Origin of the sequence: Nocardia sp. NPDC058705, assembly GCF_042749305.1 — a bacterium.
Taxonomy (GTDB): Bacteria; Actinomycetota; Actinomycetes; order Mycobacteriales; family Mycobacteriaceae; genus Nocardia.
The window spans coordinates 166,158-183,767 of record NZ_JBHYRN010000005.1 but is presented as its reverse complement, the minus strand read 5'-3'; the positions used below and the strand labels follow the sequence as shown (position 1 = coordinate 183,767).

General features: G+C 65.5%; 21 protein-coding genes. 15 read left to right on the top strand and 6 right to left on the bottom strand.

Going from position 1 to position 17,610, the window contains the following annotated elements:
- Window positions 1–131 precede the first annotated feature (131 nt).
- On the top strand, window positions 132–590 hold the full coding sequence (locus ACFW6D_RS09910; RefSeq protein ID WP_379326650.1) for a YybH family protein: 459 nt from the start codon (window positions 132–134) through the stop codon (window positions 588–590).
- Window positions 591–594: 4 nt separating this feature from the next.
- On the opposite strand, the gene ACFW6D_RS09905 is transcribed toward ACFW6D_RS09910, so the two are convergent.
- The 5 genes from ACFW6D_RS09905 to ACFW6D_RS09885 all read right to left on the bottom strand — a co-directional run bounded on the left by ACFW6D_RS09905 (window position 595) and on the right by ACFW6D_RS09885 (window position 3,333).
- Entirely contained in the window at window positions 595–867 is a 273-nt protein-coding gene (locus ACFW6D_RS09905) for a hypothetical protein (protein ID WP_379326648.1), read from the bottom strand.
- Window positions 864–1,988, bottom strand: coding sequence for a hypothetical protein (locus tag ACFW6D_RS09900; protein WP_379326646.1), 1,125 nt, complete (start codon window positions 1,986–1,988; stop codon window positions 864–866). Before ACFW6D_RS09900 ends, ACFW6D_RS09905 begins: the two co-directional genes overlap by 4 nt.
- A gap of 93 nt (window positions 1,989–2,081) precedes the next feature.
- On the bottom strand, window positions 2,082–2,738 hold the full coding sequence (locus ACFW6D_RS09895) for a disulfide bond formation protein B (RefSeq protein ID WP_379326644.1): 657 nt from the start codon (window positions 2,736–2,738) through the stop codon (window positions 2,082–2,084).
- 4 nt (window positions 2,739–2,742) lie between these two features.
- Window positions 2,743–2,907, bottom strand: coding sequence for a DUF5993 family protein (locus ACFW6D_RS09890; protein WP_379326642.1), 165 nt, complete (start codon window positions 2,905–2,907; stop codon window positions 2,743–2,745).
- 69 nt (window positions 2,908–2,976) lie between these two features.
- Window positions 2,977–3,333, bottom strand: coding sequence for a winged helix-turn-helix transcriptional regulator (locus ACFW6D_RS09885; RefSeq protein WP_379326640.1), 357 nt, complete (start codon window positions 3,331–3,333; stop codon window positions 2,977–2,979).
- Between the two features lie 112 nt (window positions 3,334–3,445).
- On the opposite strand from ACFW6D_RS09885, the gene ACFW6D_RS09880 reads away from it, so the two are divergent.
- Complete coding sequence (locus ACFW6D_RS09880) at window positions 3,446–4,729, top strand: MFS transporter (RefSeq protein ID WP_379326638.1); 1,284 nt, start codon at window positions 3,446–3,448, stop codon at window positions 4,727–4,729.
- Here the strand turns inward: ACFW6D_RS09880 and ACFW6D_RS09875 are convergent.
- Window positions 4,722–5,600 (bottom strand): oxygenase MpaB family protein, encoded by an 879-nt coding sequence (locus ACFW6D_RS09875; protein ID WP_379326636.1) that lies wholly within the window; start codon window positions 5,598–5,600, stop codon window positions 4,722–4,724. The genes ACFW6D_RS09880 and ACFW6D_RS09875 overlap by 8 nt on opposite strands.
- A gap of 252 nt (window positions 5,601–5,852) precedes the next feature.
- Here ACFW6D_RS09875 and ACFW6D_RS09870 point away from each other — a divergent pair, with 252 nt between their 5' ends.
- From ACFW6D_RS09870 to ACFW6D_RS09810, 13 genes are all read left to right on the top strand, one after another.
- Window positions 5,853–6,077: a hypothetical protein gene (locus ACFW6D_RS09870; RefSeq protein ID WP_379326634.1), complete on the top strand. Its 225-nt coding sequence runs from the start codon at window positions 5,853–5,855 to the stop codon at window positions 6,075–6,077.
- A complete protein-coding gene (locus ACFW6D_RS09865; RefSeq protein WP_379326632.1) occupies window positions 6,077–6,259 on the top strand; it encodes a hypothetical protein in 183 nt (60 codons plus the stop codon). Before ACFW6D_RS09870 ends, ACFW6D_RS09865 begins: the two co-directional genes overlap by 1 nt.
- On the top strand, window positions 6,256–7,104 hold the full coding sequence (locus tag ACFW6D_RS09860) for an MlaE family ABC transporter permease (RefSeq protein ID WP_379326630.1): 849 nt from the start codon (window positions 6,256–6,258) through the stop codon (window positions 7,102–7,104). The genes ACFW6D_RS09865 and ACFW6D_RS09860 overlap by 4 nt, the downstream gene beginning before the upstream one ends.
- Before the next feature lies 1 nt (window position 7,105).
- Window positions 7,106–7,969: an ABC transporter permease gene (locus ACFW6D_RS09855; protein WP_379326628.1), complete on the top strand. Its 864-nt coding sequence runs from the start codon at window positions 7,106–7,108 to the stop codon at window positions 7,967–7,969.
- A gap of 4 nt (window positions 7,970–7,973) precedes the next feature.
- Window positions 7,974–9,401: an MCE family protein gene (locus ACFW6D_RS09850; RefSeq protein ID WP_379326626.1), complete on the top strand. Its 1,428-nt coding sequence runs from the start codon at window positions 7,974–7,976 to the stop codon at window positions 9,399–9,401.
- A gap of 4 nt (window positions 9,402–9,405) precedes the next feature.
- Entirely contained in the window at window positions 9,406–10,428 is a 1,023-nt protein-coding gene (locus ACFW6D_RS09845; RefSeq protein WP_379326624.1) for an MlaD family protein, read from the top strand.
- Window positions 10,425–11,423, top strand: coding sequence for an MlaD family protein (locus ACFW6D_RS09840; protein WP_379326622.1), 999 nt, complete (start codon window positions 10,425–10,427; stop codon window positions 11,421–11,423). Before ACFW6D_RS09845 ends, ACFW6D_RS09840 begins: the two co-directional genes overlap by 4 nt.
- Window positions 11,423–12,517: an MCE family protein gene (locus ACFW6D_RS09835; RefSeq protein ID WP_379326620.1), complete on the top strand. Its 1,095-nt coding sequence runs from the start codon at window positions 11,423–11,425 to the stop codon at window positions 12,515–12,517. Before ACFW6D_RS09840 ends, ACFW6D_RS09835 begins: the two co-directional genes overlap by 1 nt.
- On the top strand, window positions 12,514–13,626 hold the full coding sequence (locus tag ACFW6D_RS09830; protein WP_379326618.1) for an MCE family protein: 1,113 nt from the start codon (window positions 12,514–12,516) through the stop codon (window positions 13,624–13,626). The genes ACFW6D_RS09835 and ACFW6D_RS09830 overlap by 4 nt, the downstream gene beginning before the upstream one ends.
- On the top strand, window positions 13,623–14,807 hold the full coding sequence (locus ACFW6D_RS09825; RefSeq protein WP_379326616.1) for an MCE family protein: 1,185 nt from the start codon (window positions 13,623–13,625) through the stop codon (window positions 14,805–14,807). Before ACFW6D_RS09830 ends, ACFW6D_RS09825 begins: the two co-directional genes overlap by 4 nt.
- An 11-nt stretch (window positions 14,808–14,818) precedes the next feature.
- Entirely contained in the window at window positions 14,819–15,487 is a 669-nt protein-coding gene (locus ACFW6D_RS09820; protein WP_379326614.1) for a hypothetical protein, read from the top strand.
- A gap of 52 nt (window positions 15,488–15,539) precedes the next feature.
- Window positions 15,540–16,784: a TetR/AcrR family transcriptional regulator gene (locus tag ACFW6D_RS09815; RefSeq protein ID WP_379326612.1), complete on the top strand. Its 1,245-nt coding sequence runs from the start codon at window positions 15,540–15,542 to the stop codon at window positions 16,782–16,784.
- A gap of 95 nt (window positions 16,785–16,879) precedes the next feature.
- Window positions 16,880–17,584 (top strand): class I SAM-dependent methyltransferase, encoded by a 705-nt coding sequence (locus ACFW6D_RS09810; protein WP_379326610.1) that lies wholly within the window; start codon window positions 16,880–16,882, stop codon window positions 17,582–17,584.
- Window positions 17,585–17,610 lie beyond the last annotated feature (26 nt).

The window sequence follows — 17,610 nt, the reverse complement described above, 5'->3', positions numbered from 1 at the left end:
CGACACAATCACGCTCCATCCGCCCAGCCGGTTGATCTCGATCATCGAATCGGCGCTGTGCTCGAATCTCCGCGCGGAACTACGTTGTTCGCGCCCGCAGAGCATCGGGGCGGTAGTCGTATGTTGGAACGATGACTGTCGATACACATGCCGGGCGTCCCACAGCCGCCATCGTCGCAACAGATCAGAACGCAGCCCTGGCTGCGATCACGAGGGTGTTCGGGCGTCTCGAGGCCGCGCTCGCGGCGAAGGATGCCGCGGCGTTCGACAGCGTCTTCACCGACGACGTGGTTTTCGTCAATCCGGCGGGCTCGATCTTCCTGAACTGGGACGAACTACACGCCTACCACCTGGCCGCGATGGGGAAGAGTCCGGACGCCGAGGCGCACTTCGAGGTTCTGGCGGTGCGGTTCCTTGCCGGCGGACATGCGATCGTGACTGTCGAGCAGACGCTGCGGACACCGGATTTCTCGGTAACCAACTGCGGGACATGGGTTTTCACGGAACGTGACGACAGCTGGTGGGTCTGCTCGGTGCACAATACGAATGTGGCGGGCAGCGCGCAACGGCGTGCGGTGGAGGCACCATAGCCGCCTATTCCGCGTCGACCGGCGAGACCTTTGCCAGGACCAGCGTCACGATGCGGTAAGCGAGAACCGCTGGGACGACGATGATCAACACCAGGCGCAGCGCCACCACGACAACAGCGAGGATCACGAAGCCTGCGCCGAGGCCATCGGGTGACCCATACCCGTGTCGGGCCGACGACGCCGCCAGGATCGCATGCAACGCGAGGTACACCACGGCCAGGACAATCGGAATGCGGAACAGGCGCCACGTGGCCGACAGTGCGCTCGGGACTTTCATCGGGCCAGCTCCGGTCCCGAGGACAGGAACGCGAGCATGAGCGCGTTGCCGATCACTCCGCCGGTCGCGAAACGTGTGCGGGTTCCGCTCTGTAGCTGTAGTCCGAAGAGGTCGGCTGTGCGAAACAGGCGGGTGAACTTGTCCTGGTGGCCGAAGGCGCGGGCGGGCGCGAGGGCGAAACCTGTGGCTGACACCGATATTCCGAGTATCAGTGGGCCGCTGTCCATGTCGCCGGGACCGCTGTAGCCGTCGCCGTATTCATCGATCGCGCTGAAGCCGAGGACGGTTCTTTCCTGACCGAACAGCCCTGCTGCCAGTTCCTCGGCGAGCGACCGGTCCGCGAAGCCGGCGAAATAGGCCGCCAGGCCGGTTCCCGAAGCGCGTGGTGCGTCGTGGGCCCGGCCGTCGGTGCCCATCCGCTGGATCACCAGTCCGGTGTCCCGATCGATCTGTACCGCGCGCACCTGTTTCGCCCAATGTGTGAGGACCACCGTGTGATCGGCTCCCGTCACCCTGCCGTGCACCGCGATTGCCGCAGCGACCGCCGCCACATCGGTTGGATACGCCTCGCCGGGAAAGGTGTCGAGCAGCCCGGTCGGTGAGGCGAGCAGCCGCCGCTCGAGCGCGGTGACCATCGCATCGTGCTGAACGGCCAGGTCTGCGGGGAAGGCCGGATCGATCCATCGCGCCATCCCGAGCGCGAGGGCCGGATAGGAGAGGTAGGCGTGACCGTCGGCGCTGTCGAGATCGGCGAGCCCGTCGCGGCCGTGCCACGCTGAGGTGAACTCGGCACGCATCTGAGGCAAGAGACTTTTGGCCGCAGCGCGGGTGATGATCGGGGCATACCGTTCCCGCCACTCGGGATGTTCCAGACATACTTGCGCCAAACCCTGCGCCGTCATCTGATGGGCGAGCAGCCCCCACATGCCGACGATCCCGTCTCCCCCGCCGGTGGCTCGTCGATGATCGTCGGCGGCTTCGAAGGCCACCATTTCCTCGGCGAGTCCACTGAGCAACGCTGGGTCACCTCGATACCAGCCGTCGGCGTCCTGGCCGCACCACCACCTCGGCAGCACGCACACGACCGAAATCGCCACCACCATCGCGATCACTACCGTCACCGGACCGCGAAACCTGAACACCGGTCCGACTGAACTCCCCATGCCCCGAAGGTACATGCGCGGCAGGAACTTCCACTTCGAACCGGAATTCGCCTACTTCTCGGGCAGCACGCAACCGTCGTCGAGAATGCCCAGATCGTAGAAGAGTTGGTAGCAGGACGGGTCGTCGGGAAGTTTCCAGTGGAAGCCCTCCAGCGCGAACACAACTACCAGGTTCGCGGCAATCACCAAGCCGCAGAACAACAGTGCGCATTTGCCGATGACCGCGAACGAGGACGGGATCCTGGTCGCGGCGGTCGAGTACGAGAGGCTGAGGACCACACCGAGGGTGGTGATGGCGGCGACGTAGAGGACCAAGGCCCAGACGTAGAGATGCAGGCCGAGGACTTCACCGCCGTAGCCGGGATCGCCGGGCAGAATGTGCAGCATCGTCTGCCGCCAGGCGGTGAAAGCGCCACCGACACAACCGATTATGGCCAGACCCCACCCGACCGCGTAATCGCGCGCGACGATCGTCCCGTTCATGCCCTTGCGGACGATGAACGCGCCACCCAGCGCGGCCAGCACCATGAACATGCGCTGCAGCATGCACAGCGGGCAGGGATACTCCCAGTTCAGAAATTGGACGGCGAAACCGCCACAGATGACAGCACTCCACCCGACCACGAAAATCACCGCGAGCCAATACTGCAGCGACCCGAGCGGACCCGATTTCTCCTCGACGACAGCGACGGCGGCTGTTTCGCTCATCGTCTCACCACGTCAATCCGAGGCCGAGGCCACTGGTGATGTGCACCTTCAACAGCACCGCGCACAATACGAAGCCGACCCACCATGCGGTCAGGACCGCGCGCCGGGAACTGTCACGAAAGATCAGCACCAACGCGAGCAGCAGTGCCGCGAATATCACTGTATCCATGCGCTCCGACGCTACTGGGCAGCGCCGGGAAATCCATCGAACGCGCCGGATAAATACCAGTTCAGGACGTTATCGCAAGGCACCGGCCACACTCTCGACGTATTCCGCGCCCCACCGGTTCAGTTCGGTGACGAAGCCGCGTAGGGCTTCGCCGGTCGGGGTGAGCGAATACTCCACGCGCGGTGGGACTTCGGCGAAAGCGTGGCGGTTGACGATGCCGTCCTGTTCCAGTTCGCGCAGTTGGCGGGTGAGGACCCGCGGGGTCACCTCGCCGACCTTGCGGCGCAGTTCGCCGTAGCGCAGAGGTTCGTCGAGGAGGTACTTGACGATTGTCATCTTCCAGGCGCCGCCGAGCACGGCGATGCTCACTTCGACGGGGCAGCTCCGCATCGCTCGCACGATCGGCGCCCGAACTTCAGTTGCCATACGCTCGATGGTATCCGATCGGTCCATATGGACAAGATTGTGCATACTGTCGAATCTGATCGTTCGTTGGTAGAAACGAGAGTAAGGACGTCGAGCAACGCGAAGGATTCCGGTGAGCATTTCCGAAGTCGATATCGAGCAGCGCACGATCCGACGGGCACCCCGTTTTCATCCCGCGTGGACGATGGTGGCCGTCGCCGCTCTCGCGCTGATCGCGGCGGGAAGCTTCGCCACCATCGCGGGTCTGATCACCGAGCCGCTGGTGGCGACGAAGGGGTGGAGTCGCACCGGAATCGGTGCCGCGGTGGCGGTGAACATGGTGCTCTACGGGGTGGTCGGGCCGTTCGCCGCGGCGATGATGGACCGCTACGGGATCCGCCGCGTCACAACGTCGGCGCTGCTCGCGCTGATCGCGAGTTCGGTGCTGACCGCGACGTTCACCCCGTCGGTGGTGTGGTTCGTGCTGTGGTTCGGCTTCGCCATCGGGGTCGGGACCGGGTCGATCACGACGGTGTTCGCCGCGACGGTGGCGAACCGGTGGTTCTACCGCAAGATCGGCCTCGCGACCGGATTGCTCACCGCGGCAGGCATTTTCGGACAGTTCGCGATGCTGCCGCTGCTGTCGGTGCTGCTCGAGCGGGCCGACTGGCGGGCGCCGGTGCTCGCGTGCGGTGCGCTGGCGACGGTGGCGTTGTTCGGCGTGCTGGTTTTCCTGCGCGAGAGCCCGGCCGCGATCGGCACGATCCGGTACGGCGCGGATCCCGATGCCGATCCGGCCGCCACGGATCGACAGGTCAACCCGTTCGCCCGCACGATCGCCGCCCTGCTCCGCGCCCTGCGCGATACCCGGTTCTGGGTTCTCGCCTCGATGTTCGCACTGTGCGGGGCGACCACGAACGGCCTGATGTGGAGCCATTTCACGCCCGCCGCGCACGATCACGGCATGGCCGCCACCGCCGCGTCGGGTCTACTGGCGATCATCGGTGTCACCAATATCCTCGGCACCGTGGGCGCAGGGTGGCTCAGCGATCGGATCGAGCCGCGACTACTGCTCGCGGTGTTCTTCCTCGGCCGCGGCGTGTCGCTGGCCCTGCTTCCGGTGCTGTTCACCAGCGGATGGTCGCCCGACCTCGTCGTCTTCGCCGTGGTGTTCGGCATTCTCGACGTCGCGACCGTGCCACCGACCCTGACCCTGTGCCGCCACTACTTCGGCGCCGACAGCGCGCTCACCTTCGGCTGGATCAGCGTCTTCCACCAACTCGGCGCGGGCGCGATGGCACTGACCGGCGGCCTGATCCGCGACCTCAACGGCTCCTACACCCCCCTCTGGATCACCGCCGCCCTCGCCTGTCTCACCGCCGCCGCCCTCGGCACCACCGGCTCCCGAATCAGATGAGGGGCTTCTGTTTTCGGATTCGGCGGCGGACGTCGCGGATCATGGCGTGGGTGCCTGCGAATCTGATGAATTTGGGGATGAAGCGGTTGACGAAGCCTACGAAGAGGAAGAGGTGTTCGAAGCGGCGTTGGTCGGTGGGGGTCCATTCGACGGCCATTTGGTCGCGGAAGTGTGGGGGCAGGAAGCCTGCGGTGAGGAACTGTAGTAGGCCGCCGGCCAGGATTCGTAAGGGCCAGTTGATCATTCGTAGGTGGAGGAGATCGTCTATGTAGGAACGGAATTCGTCGTCGCAGACGACCTGTTCGCAGGCGCCGAGCCAGTATCGGTCGAACTCGGCGCGGGTTTTCGGCCACATGTCGGGGTGGACCTGGAGGGTGGTGCCGAAGGTGTCGGCGCCCTGGTAGAACGTTTCGAGTTCGGCGGTGGTCATCTTGCCGTGCAGGAGTTGATGGGTGTCCTCGAAGCCGATGTAGATGGCGGCGGCCACGTACATTTGGAGGTCACGGTCGAAGGCGTTGTATTTCACCTTCGATTCCGGGCCCGATCGGACCTGACGGTGCGCGACGTTCACCGCCTCCCGCATGGCCAGTTTGTCCTCGTCGGTGCCGAGCACGGCGACGGCGAGGTAGGCGGAGGTGGTGCGCAGGCGCTTCCACGGGTGCACCATCAGCGCACCGGATTCCACCTTGCTCTCCATCACCCCGGCCGCGACGCCCTGGTGCGCGAACTGCATCGCCACGTTCGCGGCCGCGCCGGCGAACATCCAGAAGTCCAGGGCATCGGCGAGCTGGGCGGGCCGTTTGCGAGGGGATCGGTGAGTGTCGGGGATATGCAGGCGCACGCGGTCGAGGGTCAGGGTGTCGGTGGTCATAGTGATCACATCCTTCCGCCGCTAAGTTAATCACCATTCTCGCTACGGTGGAGAGAATTTCTAGTAACTTATGACTCGCACACATGGTGACACAGCGTCGATCTCGACGTCGCCATCAGCCCACTTCGAAGAATAACCGGCAACATCGCCGGATCGACGACGAAATGTCGGCTACATCGCCGGACCGTCGACGACTCGCCTCCCGGCGTGCGTCACCGACCGGTTCTCGACGGAAGGAACAGCGGTATCGCCATGCTGCGACGGCTGGACAGGTTTCTCAGTTACGAGATGAAGGTGTCGGAGTTCCTCGGCACGCTCATCATCATCGGTATCCCCTACGGTCTCGTCGGGGTCATCTGGAGTCTCACCCACACCGACCATCTGCGCGGTCTACACGGCGTCGACCTGGTTATTTCCTTCCTCGGATCCATCGTGTGCTGGCCGGTGCTCACCTTCGCGAACGTGACGATGACCTGATGATGGCGGTGGTCTGGTTCATCGACATCGTGGTGATCGTAGTCAAGATCCTCGGCGGGCACACGCGGGTGAATCCTGTTCTCCGCGTGGGAATGTGGATCGCGGTGTTGTGTGTTGTCACACTCGGCGTCGCCGCGGTAGGCGCACTGCTCGTTCTGCTCGAGCGGGGGTTGAGCGCATGACAGGACCCGCGGTCGAACCGTCGGAAATCGACAAGATCGTCGACAGCGCCACCGGGCTGTGGCGACGGCACCCGCAGCAGTCGATCGAGACGCTGGGCAGGCAGGTGCTGCTCGCCAGGGCGGCAATCGGGCAGTTGTTCCTTTCCCTTGTGCAGCGGCGGTTTCCGTACCACGAGTTCATCAAGCAGTGCGCGTTCATGGCGAACGTGTCCGCGCTGCCGACCGTTTTCGTCGCGATCCCGGTCGCGGTGGTGGTGTCGATCCAGGTCGGCGCGCTGGTGAATCAGGTCGGTGCGACCACCTTCATCGGGGCGGTGGCCGGGCTCGGCATCATCCGCCAGGGCGCGCCGCTGGTCACCTCGCTGATGATCGCGGGCGCGGTCGGGTCGGCTATCTGCGCCGACCTCGGTTCGCGCACCATCCGTGAGGAGATCGACGCGATGCGGGTGATGGGCGTGGATCCGGTGCGTCGGCTCGTCGCGCCGCGACTGGCCGCCGCCGTGCTGGTGAGCATGCTGCTGTGTGGATTCATCGTGTTCGTCGGCTTCGCGACGGCGTATCTGTTCAATGTCTATGCCCAGCACGGCACTCCGGGTTCGTTCATCGGTTCGTTCGCCTCGTTCGCGGTGGCCGACGACCTGATCGTCGCACTGTTCAAGGCCGCCCTCTTCGGCGTGCTCACCGCGATCATCGCCTGCGACATCGGATTACACACCAAAGGCGGGCCGGGCGGAGTAGCCAACTCGGTGAACTCGGCGGTGGTGTCGTCGGCGCTGATGCTGTTCGCCACCAACATCATCGTCACCCAGCTCTACAACACCTTCTTCCCGTCGAAGGTGGTCTGAGATGGCAGCCGAATACATTCCGCCCGTCATGCGCCCGGTGCGCATGGTCGGCGAGGCGGCCAAGGTGCCGGTGCGGGCCAATCAGCGCGTCGGACATCAGGCCATCGTGTTCTTTCAGGCGCTGTTCGCGATTCCGTTCGCGCTGCGCCACTATCGCAAGGAGGTGGCCCGTCTGGTCGCCGATGTGGGGTGGGGCAACGGGTCGCTGATCGTCGGCGGCGGCACCGTGGGTGTGGTGGTGGTGCTGTGCGCGTTCGGCGGCATCACCGTCGGCGTGGAGTCCTATACCGCGCTCAACCTGCTCACCATGGGCCCGCTCACGGGCGCCATCTCCGGTTTCGCCACCACCCGCGAAATCGCGCCGATCCTGGGCACCCTGGCGTTCGCCATCCAGTCCGGCTGCCGCTTCACCGCCCAACTCGGCTCGATGCGGATCTCGGAGGAGATCGACGCCCTCGAATCCATCGCCATCCGCCCGCTGCCCTACCTGGTCACCACTCGGATGATCGCGGCCACGGTCACCATCGTCCCGCTCTACACGCTCGGCCTCGCAGTGGCCTACATCGCGACCAAACTGTCGGTGCTGTTCCTCGGCGGCACCACCGCGGGCACCTACGACCACTACTTCTTCCAGTTCCTGGTGGGCGGCGACGTGTTCTTCTCGGTGCTCAAGGTCGTGATCTTCGTGCTGATCTCCACCTTCATCCAGTGCTACTACGGGTACACCGCCACCGGCGGTCCCGAAGGTGTCGGGGTCGCGGCGGGGCGGGCGATCAAGATGGTCATCGTCGTGATGGTGTTCACGAATCTGTTTCTCACCCTTGCGATCTGGGGCATCGACCCCGGATTCCGGATCTCGGGATAGGTCGATGATTCTCGATCCAAGCGGCCGCGGGCCCAAACCGTTCCAGCTCACCCTCGCAGGCCTGGCCGTGGGGCTGACGCTCGCGGTCGCGATGTATCTGCTCGGCATGCGCTACAACGGCGAGTTCGAGGACACCGTCGTGGTCGGCGCCGAGCTGACCAGCACCGGCGACGGCCTGCCGCAGCGCGCCGACGTCAAGTATCGCGGGATGCTGGTCGGTGCGGTCTCGGCGGTCGACATGGTCGCCAAAGGCAGGCTCCAACACGCCACCCTCGAACTGAAACCCGGTCTGGCCGAGACGATTCCGGACACCGTTACCGCACGGGTGATCCCGGACAACATCTTCGGCGTCACCTCGATCCAGTTGGTGGACAACGGAACCTCGGCCACCACTCTGCGCGCAGGCGCCACCATCCGCGAGGACACCAGCGCGGCGACCGTGCAGTTGCAGTCCACGCTGAACACGCTGCGTGATGTGCTCACCACCATCCAGCCGGAGAAACTCGGCCGCGTGCTGGCGACCCTGGCGGCCGCACTCGACGGCGGGGCGCGTGTGCCGGGGTCCACCATCGAACGTCTCGACACCTGGGTGACCGAGGTGCACCGGATTCCCGAAATCGGTGGCCTGCTCGGCGATCTCGGCCGTGCGTCGATGGCGTTGAGTCAGTCCGCACCCGAACTGGTCGGCATGCTCAGTGATTCGCTGACTGCCGCGAATACCCTCAACGAGCAGCGCACCCAGCTGGTCGCGCTGCTCACCGAGGGCAACTCCACCGTCGGGGCGGTGAACAAGCTGTTCGCCGCGAACCCGAATTCGGGCAAGGAACTCGTCGCCGGTCTGGACACGGTGTTCGGAGCATTGGCCAAGGATCCGGGTGCGCTGCAGACGACCGCCGCCAACCTCAATGCGTCGCTGCGCAAGCTACAGCAGGTGTTCCACTTCGGGCCACGCAAGCAGATGGTGTGGAAGATGGACGTGTCGTTCACGCCGTTCCAGCAGTACACGGCGGCGGATTGTCCGCACTACGGCGACATGACCGGGCCGCGCTGCGGCGGCCCGTCGGTGCCGGAAGTCGCACCGCCGCAGGAGTATCCGGCTCAGCAGCTGCCGCAGCGCCTCGATGCGGCGGGTCCGCCGCCGACCGTGCAGATACCCGGCCTACCCAGCTCGCCTGTGCTTCCCAGCGTGCCCGGGCTTCCGGGCCTGCCTGCGATTCCGGGCCTGCCGTCGATTCCCGGACTGCCCGCCATCCCCGGTCTCACCGCACCGGCCGCCGCGCCACTGTCGAATCCCGGTGCGGCCACACCGATCTCGGTGCGAGGTCCCGCTGCGGTGGCAGCCTTGGTCGGTGGACGCCCCACCGTCATCCAACGCCTGTTGCTCGGTCCGATACTGGGCGATATCCCGCTCGTCTCCGAAAGTGCGGTGTAGCGCGATGAAATCGACCAGAGCACTGCTCGGGTTCAGCTGCTTCGTCGTCCTCACGGTGGTGCTCACCTACACCGTCTGGTCGACACTGCAACGCAGCGTGCCGGGCACCACCAACAGTTACTCGGCGCTGTTCACCGATGTGCTAGGACTGCGCGTGGGTGATGACGTCCGGATGGCCGGGGTGCGCGTCGGCCGCGTCGACAAGATCGATTTCACCGACGACTACCTGGCGCGGGTCGACTTTCAGATCGAGGACCGCCAGCACCTCACCGACACGACGAAAGCCCTTGTCCGCTACCAGAATCTGATCGGCCAGCGCTACGTCGCCCTGGCAGCCGGTGAGGCAGCGGGCGTGCGGGTGCCGCCGGGGTCGCAGATTCCGCTCACCCGCACCGAGCCGTCCTTCGATGTGTCGTCGCTGCTGTCGGGTTTCGAGCCGTTGTTCAGCGTGCTGCAACCCGACCAGATCAACTCCCTGTCGGAAACGCTCATCCAGGCGCTGCAGGGTAACGAGATCTCGCTGTCGGCGTTGATCACCCAGGCGGCAGAGCTTGCCGATACTTTCGGCCAGCGCGACGAGATCCTCGGCGACGTGCTGGTCAACCTCAGCTCCGTGATGGCGGGTCTGGCCAACCGCAGCGGCGAGCTGGAAACCCTGATCACCCAGACCCGCAGCCTGATGGACGGGCTCTACGCGGAAGGACAAGCGTTGAAGAGTTCGGTGGACCGGGTGGCGACCGCCACCGATTCCCTGGTCACGCTCATCGGCCAGGTGAAACCGGGCATGGGCCAGGCGCAGCGCACCGCCACCCAGGGCGTGATGATGCTGATCTATAACGGTGCCGCGCTCGATCGGGCCGCAGTGGAGCTGCCCGACTTCCTCAACGGTGTCGCCCGGTTCACCAGCTACGGGGCTTACGGCAATGCCTATATCTGCCGGCTCGATGTGTCGCTGTGGAACGTGGTGTTGCCGCCGGGGATCTTCTCCCAGGTGGGCGGCGAATCGCAGTCGGGGGTGTGCCGATGATCGCCATCCTGCGCAACAACCGCAATCTGCGCTTGGGTCTCGGCGCGGTGTTCGCGGTGGCGGTGCTGCTCGGCGGTTCCAGTCTGCTCGCGCAGCTTCGACTGGGCGACAAGACAATACAGGTCGAGTTCGCGCAGGCTGCCGGGTTGCGGGCGGGTGCCACCGTCGATATCTCCGGAATCGAGGTGGGGGCGGTGCGCGCGGTCGAGTTGGTCAACGACCGGGTCGTCGTCACTCTCGCCGTGCGCCGCGACCTGCGCCTTGGCGCTGATGCCACGGCCGCGATCAAGATGTCGACCATTCTCGGCAAGCTCCACATCGACCTGAAGCCGGGCAAGGGCGGCACCCTTGCCGGCAACCGGATCACCATCGAAAACACTTCTGTGCCATACAACTTGAGCAAGGTGATCCAGGACCCGCAGTACACGTCCTCGTTCGAACGGATCGAGCGCCTCGACCCGAGCAAGCTGCGGACCGCGCTCGACCTGCTCGACAAGCAGATGGGCGACTCCCCCGCGATGGCCGTGCAGGCGCTCGACAGCATCGGCTCGCTGGCTCAGGTGATCAATGCCCGCCGCGACGAGGTCGACATCCTGCTCAAAAGCATGGACCAGGTGTCGCAGCTCGCTTCCGACAACCGCAACAGCGTGCTCGTGCTGCTCACCCGGGGCGAGGCGATCGGCGCCGCGGTGCAGACCAGACAGACGCTGCTGACGCAGCTACTCGACAATGTCGCCGCACTGTCGAAACTGTTGCAGGACATGGGCATCGAGAACAACGGTGAACTCGGGCCGCTGATCACCAACCTCGACACCATGGCCGACGGGCTGACCAAGAACAAGGAAAACCTCGACCGGCTCTACGAGATCACCCCGGTCACTCTGCGCCAGTTCAACAACGTGGTCGGCAACGGCCCGTACGGCGACGTGTGGGCACCGTGGCTCTTTCCCGACAACTGGCTGTGCTTCGCGCAGGCCCTACAGGGGTGCAACTGATGAGAAGCAAAGCGAAACTGGCCGCGCTGTGTGTGGCCGCCGCGGTGATGTCGGGCTGCTCGCTGCTACCGAGCAGCGTGTCGAATCTGGGCGAGCGGTACTTCGGCGAGAACAAGCGGATCAGCGCCGATTTCGACAGCGTGGCCGGGTTGTACGAGGGCAACGAGGTGGCGGTGCTCGGCGTCCCGGTCGGTGTCGTCGAATCGGTGACGCCGCGCGGCAGTTATGTCGAGGTGGTGATGTCGATCAAGGGTGACGTGCGGATCCCGGCCGACGCGATGGCCGCGCTGATCTCCCCGCAGCTGATCACCAACCGGCACGTCGAACTCGCGCCCGCCTACACCGGGTCCGGGCCCGAACTCGCCGACGGCGCGCACCTTCCCTTGGCGCGCACCAGAACTCCCGTCGAACTCGACCGCATCCTGGAGAACTTCGACCAGCTCGGCGCCGCGCTCAAAGGCGACAGCGAGGCGGGTCCGATGGCCAGCCGGGTGCTGTTCCCGCTGCTCGACGGCAACGGCGACCGGCTCCGCGAAACCCTCGACGCGCTGTCGGGGGCCTTCGAGGTGACCCTGGCCAACAAGGATCAGATCGCGAACACGGTCATCCGGCTCGAGGAGATCACCCAGATCATCGCCGAAAACGACCAGACCGTGCGCGATTTCAGTGGCCGCATCACCGAATTGATCACCCTGCTCGGCGATCAGGCACCCGGTTTGCAGGCCGTGCTGAAACAGCTCGACGATTTCGTCACCAATACCGCCTCGGTGGTCGGGCAGAACCAGGATCAGCTGGCGGGCGCGCTCACCAAGTTCGTCGCCATCGCCGCCCAGATGCGGGCCAACGCCCGCGGACTCACCGAGATCGTCGATGTCGGACCGCTGTTCTTCGACAATATCGACAACGCTGTCAGCCGCGAACGCCAAGCGTTACGCCTGCACGGACTGCTCGAGAAGGCGGCGCTCGACGGCGAGGCACTGTCGCTGTTCTGCGAACGCGTCCAGATGCGCCACGACGGCTGCCGCACCGGAAAGATCGCCGACTTCGGCCCCGACTTCGGACTCACCGCCGCACTGCTGGGAATTACGAAATGAACGTGCGCACACGGGTTTCAGCGGCGGTGTGTGCTGCGGTCGTGGTGTCGGCGAGTACTGCCTGCTCGCTCACGGTGCGGGAGTTGCCGATGCCAGAACCCGGCATCGGCGGTCCCGGCTACACCCTGCACGCCACCTTCCGCGACGCGCTCAACCTGCCCGACCGGGCCCAGGTGAAGATCGGCGGCACCGATATCGGTGTGGTGACCGACATTTCGGCCAGCTCGTTTCTCGCCGATGTCGAAATGCTGATCCGCGAGGACATCCAGTTGCCGCGCGGCACCACCGCCGAACTGCGTCAGGCGACGCCGCTGGGCGATGTCTTCGTCGCGATGACCCTGCCCACCGATGCCGAGGCGGGCGCACCGCTGCGCGCGGGCGAGACCATCAGCATCGAACACACCGGCTCGGCCGCTTCGGTCGAACAGCTGATGATGTCGATCTCGATGCTGATCAACGGTGGCGGCATCAACCAGGCCGCGCGGATCACCTCCGAACTGGATTCGATCTTCGCCGGGCACGCGCCGCAACTGCGCCACCTGGTCACCGAGATGACCGACGTGATCGGCGCGCTCAATGCACGCACCGGCGATCTCGACGCCACCCTGCACGGATTGCAGGTGCTCACCGGCGAGCTCGCCGGACGCAAGGCCGAACTCGGTGCCGTCGCGGACAGCTTTCCGCAGCTGATCGGCCTGGTCGCGGAGAACAACCAGTCGATCGTGGATCTGATCGGCAAGGTGGCGGTCACCATGGACGCGCTCGGGGACTTCAGCACCAGCAACGGGCCGCAGTTCGTGAGCCTGTTCCAGAGCGTGCAGAACCTGATGTCGGGGTTCACCAGCATGGGCGACGACCTCACCGGCACCCTCGACGGTCTGCACACCCTCTACCCCTCGCTGATGGCCTCGCTGCAGGGCCCGACCTTGGCGGTGGCGGCAACGGTGTCCTATCTCGACATCGGCGCCCTCACCGACCCGTCGGGCAGCCGCTGGCCCGAAGGCAGCGATGTGCCCGCGTTCATCGGCAGTCTCGCCGAGGTCCTCGCGAAGGTGTTCGGCCGTGTGACCAGCGTCCCGCAACCCGCACCGCAGGAGGGTCCGCGATGAATTCACCACTGTGGAACTGGTTGGTGCGCAAGCGGATTGCGGTCGCCAATGCCGGGCTGGTCGTCGTGCTCGTGCTCGGCTGTCTGTATCTGGGTGGTGCGGTGCTGCGGATCGATCCGAGCCGTTCGCAGTATTCGGTGACCGTGCAGTTGGCGACCTCGGGTGGGTTGTCGGTGGGTAGCGATGTCACCTTCCGTGGGTGGAGAGTAGGCCGGGTCAGCGCGGTTCGGGTGTCCGGTGACGGTGTCGCGGCCGTGGCCGAGATCGACGGGGGGACAAGGATTCCCGTCGGTGGCACGGTGGCCGTGAACCGGTTGTCCGCAGCGGGCGAGCAGTACCTGGACTTCCGGCCCGTCTCCGAGGGCGGGCCCTATCTGCGCGACGGCTCGGTGGTCGAGCGCGAGCGGACCTCGGTGCCGGTGCCCATACAGTCGGTGCTGGCCAATATGAGCGGGCTGGTCGGGGGGATGAATCCCGAGCGGCTCACGGTCATCGTCGACGAGCTCGACAAAGCGCTGGCCGGGGGCCCGGATCGGTTGCGCAACATGATCTCCGGGATCAGCAGGGCGATGGCGGGGCTCACCGAACTGCTGCCACAGACCCAACAGTTGCTGCGCAATCTTCAGGTCATCGCCGAAACCACCTCGCACGCGCAACCGGACCTCACCACACTCACCCGGTCGGGCACCGCCCTGTTCCGGCAGTTCAGCGCCGCCGACGCCGAGGTGCGCCACCTCCTGGAACAGGGGCCGGGACAGTTGGCGACGCTGGGCGGGTTCGTCGCGCGCACCCACGATCCGATCACCGACCTGGTGACGAACTTCGTCGCCATCACCAAAGCCGCCAAACTCCGGCAACCAGCACTGGAGGCACTGTTCCCGTCGCTGAGCCGCTTCGCCGAAGCGGTCGGCGTCCCGGCCCACGACGGCGGCTTCTTCACCCTCATCGACCCGTGGCCACGGCCTTCGTGTGAATACGAGACCGTGCCCGTGGTGCCCACTACCGAGACCACCGACACCAGGGTGCGCCTCTACAACTACTGCGTCACCTCCAATCCGGCGCTGCAGGTGCGTGGTTCGGCCAACGCACCGAGGCCGCCGGGGCCCGACAACGGTGCGGGGCCACCGCCCGGCGTCACCGGAAACGAACTGTCCCAACCCGCTGTACCCGCACCCCGTTGAGGAATTCGACTATGAGCAACGACGAAACCGACACCCCGAACGAATCGGCCACCGATTCCGGCGCGACCACCGCCGACACCGCTGTCGAGATGACGAAGGTCGTCGAATCCGAATCCGCCGTGGACGCTGAGCCGACGGCGGCGAAGGACGAGGCAATCGTGTCGTGGTGGCACGGACGTTCCGCCACGGTCGCCGCACGGGTGGGCGTGGCAGCGGTCGTGTGCGCCTCGCTCGCCACCTCGGTGGTGATGTTCGTGCAGAACCAGCACAGCAACAACCTGCTGCGAGCCCAGGAACAGGCACGCGAGGCCGCCTGCCACTACGGGCCCGTGCTGGCCGACTACGACAGCAAGAACCTCGACACCTACTTCAAGGCGGTGCTCGACGGCGCGGTCGGCGACTGGAAGAAGCAGTTCGAATCGACCAGCACCGAATTGCGGGAAGTGCTCACCCAGGGCGAGGTCACCTCGCAGGTCACCGACACCCAGTGCGCGATCCGCACCGCCGACGAGGACTCGGCCGAGGCGATCGTGGTGATCCGCCAGACCATCACCAGCCTGGGCACCGGGCACAAACCCAAGCCCGGCCAGCTCGCCATGGTGCTGAGCCTGCGCAACGACAACGGTAGCTGGCTCGTGGAGAAGGTGAATTCCCCGACGCCGCCCACGCAGGCCCAGTGACCGAATCCGATGCGCGGGCCTGCGGTAGCTGGGCGATAACATGACAGTCGAGATGGGCAGGACGACGAACGAGCACGCGGCACAGTCGACACCGGACGCGCCACCACGGGTGGTCAAGCGCAGGCCGAAGAATCGGCGTGCGCAGATCGCGGCGGAGTCGGCGGCCGCCTTCGGCGCGCACGGCTACCACGGTGTGAGCATGGACGACATCGCCCGCAGGCTCGAGATCAGTTCCACCGCCCTCTACCGTCATTTCCCGAGCAAGTACGCGCTGTTCCGCGAGGAACTGCTGCGACTGTCCGGGCTGGCGCTGAGCGCGGTCGAACTGCCCGACGAGGCCGCCGGCTGGACGCCGCGTGAGCGCCTCGAACACGTCCTCGACGCGATCATCGACCTGACCATCACCAACCGCCCCACCGTCGCGCTGGCACGGTGGGAGCGCCGCTACCTCGAGCCCGCCGACTTCCACCGGCTCACCGACGAGTTCACCAGGACGCTCGCCGCCATTCGCGCTCTCATCCGTGCAGTGCGTCCAGAACTCGACGGCTATGACCGCGTGATCCGCACCGTGTCGATCCTGGCGATGATCAGCAGCATCGGCGACCACCACGCGACCGTTTCGGTGAAATTGCTTGCTCCGCTGCTGAAGTCGACCAGTTGGGCGCTGATCGATGCCGATCTGTCGGGCGAGCGCGGCGCCGCGCCTGCCAGGCGGGCCGCCGAACTGGTGCAGCCGTTCAAACACGAACTGCTGCTGCGCAAGGCGGTGGAGCTGTTCCACGAGCGCGGTTATCCGAACGTCAGCATGGAGGACATCGCGGTCGCGGCGGATCTGTCAGCCGCCTCGGCGGTGTATCGCTACTACCGCAGCAAGAGCGATCTGCTGGCCGCGGCCTTCCGGCGTGCGGCCGACCGGGTGTCCGGGGCGATCACGCCCGCGGTGACCTCCGCCGATACCCCCGCCGAGGCGCTGGGGACACTGATCGACTTCTACGTCACCGGGTCGTTCGAAGAACGCGCGCTGACCTTCGTCTACTACGCCGAGTTCACCCACGTCGACCAGGCCGATCAGGTGACCCTGCGCCACCTGCAGCAGTTGATCATCACCGAATGGGCCAAACTCGTGGCGCAGGCAAGACCGGAGCTCTCGATCGGCGAGGCCAGAATTCTCGTGCACGCGGCGTTCAGCCTGGTGGTCGACCTCGGCCGGACCTTCGGTGACGACGGGATCTGCCCGCAGGAGACGGTGATCCGCCTGCTTCAGACCATCCTGCTCGGGCGGCCGCTCCCCCGCTGAATTCGCGTTGGTTTCGGCGATGTCGTGGCACCGCAATGTAACCGGACTACGCTGGGGCGCCATTGCCGCCCATCGAAGAATTGAGGGGATCAAGCGTGACCAGCAGCGAATTCGCGTACACCGGGTGCGACAACCTGGAGGCGATGACCGAAGCGGTCAACTACAACAGGTTCTTGATCGACTGCGTGGATAAACGCGTCACGTCCCCGGAGGAACGAATTCTGGACTTCGGCGCCGGTCGTGGCACGTATGCCGACATGTTGACCGAGCGGGGCACCAAGCCCGATTGTCTCGAGCCCGACGGCGAGTTGCAGGAGTTGCTGGCGTCGAAGGGCTATCACGTCGTCGACTGCGAGACTCCGCCGGCGTCGGCATCCGAAATGTACAGTCTGATTTACTCTTTCAACGTTTTCGAACACATCAAGAACGATCAGGAAGCCGCCGAACACCTGGCTTCGCTGTTGCGCCCCGGCGGCACCATGGTGATTTATGTGCCCGCGCTGGAGGTGCTGTTCACGTCGATGGACACCAAAGTCGGACATTACCGGCGCTATCGCCGCACCCAGCTCAACCGGATTCTGCGCAATGCCGGTCTCGATGTCGTGGAGTCCAGCTATTGCGATCCGATCGGATTCTTCGCCACCCTGGCTTACAAGTTCGCCGGAAATGACGACGGCACGATCAACACGCGGGCACTGAAGCTCTACGACCGGGCGGTGTTCCCGCTCAGCAAAGCACTGCAGCGCATCACCGGAAAGCTGATCGGCAAGAACGTTCTGGTCGTCGCCACGAAGCCCTGACCAGCGGTCCTCGTCGCCACCCCCCG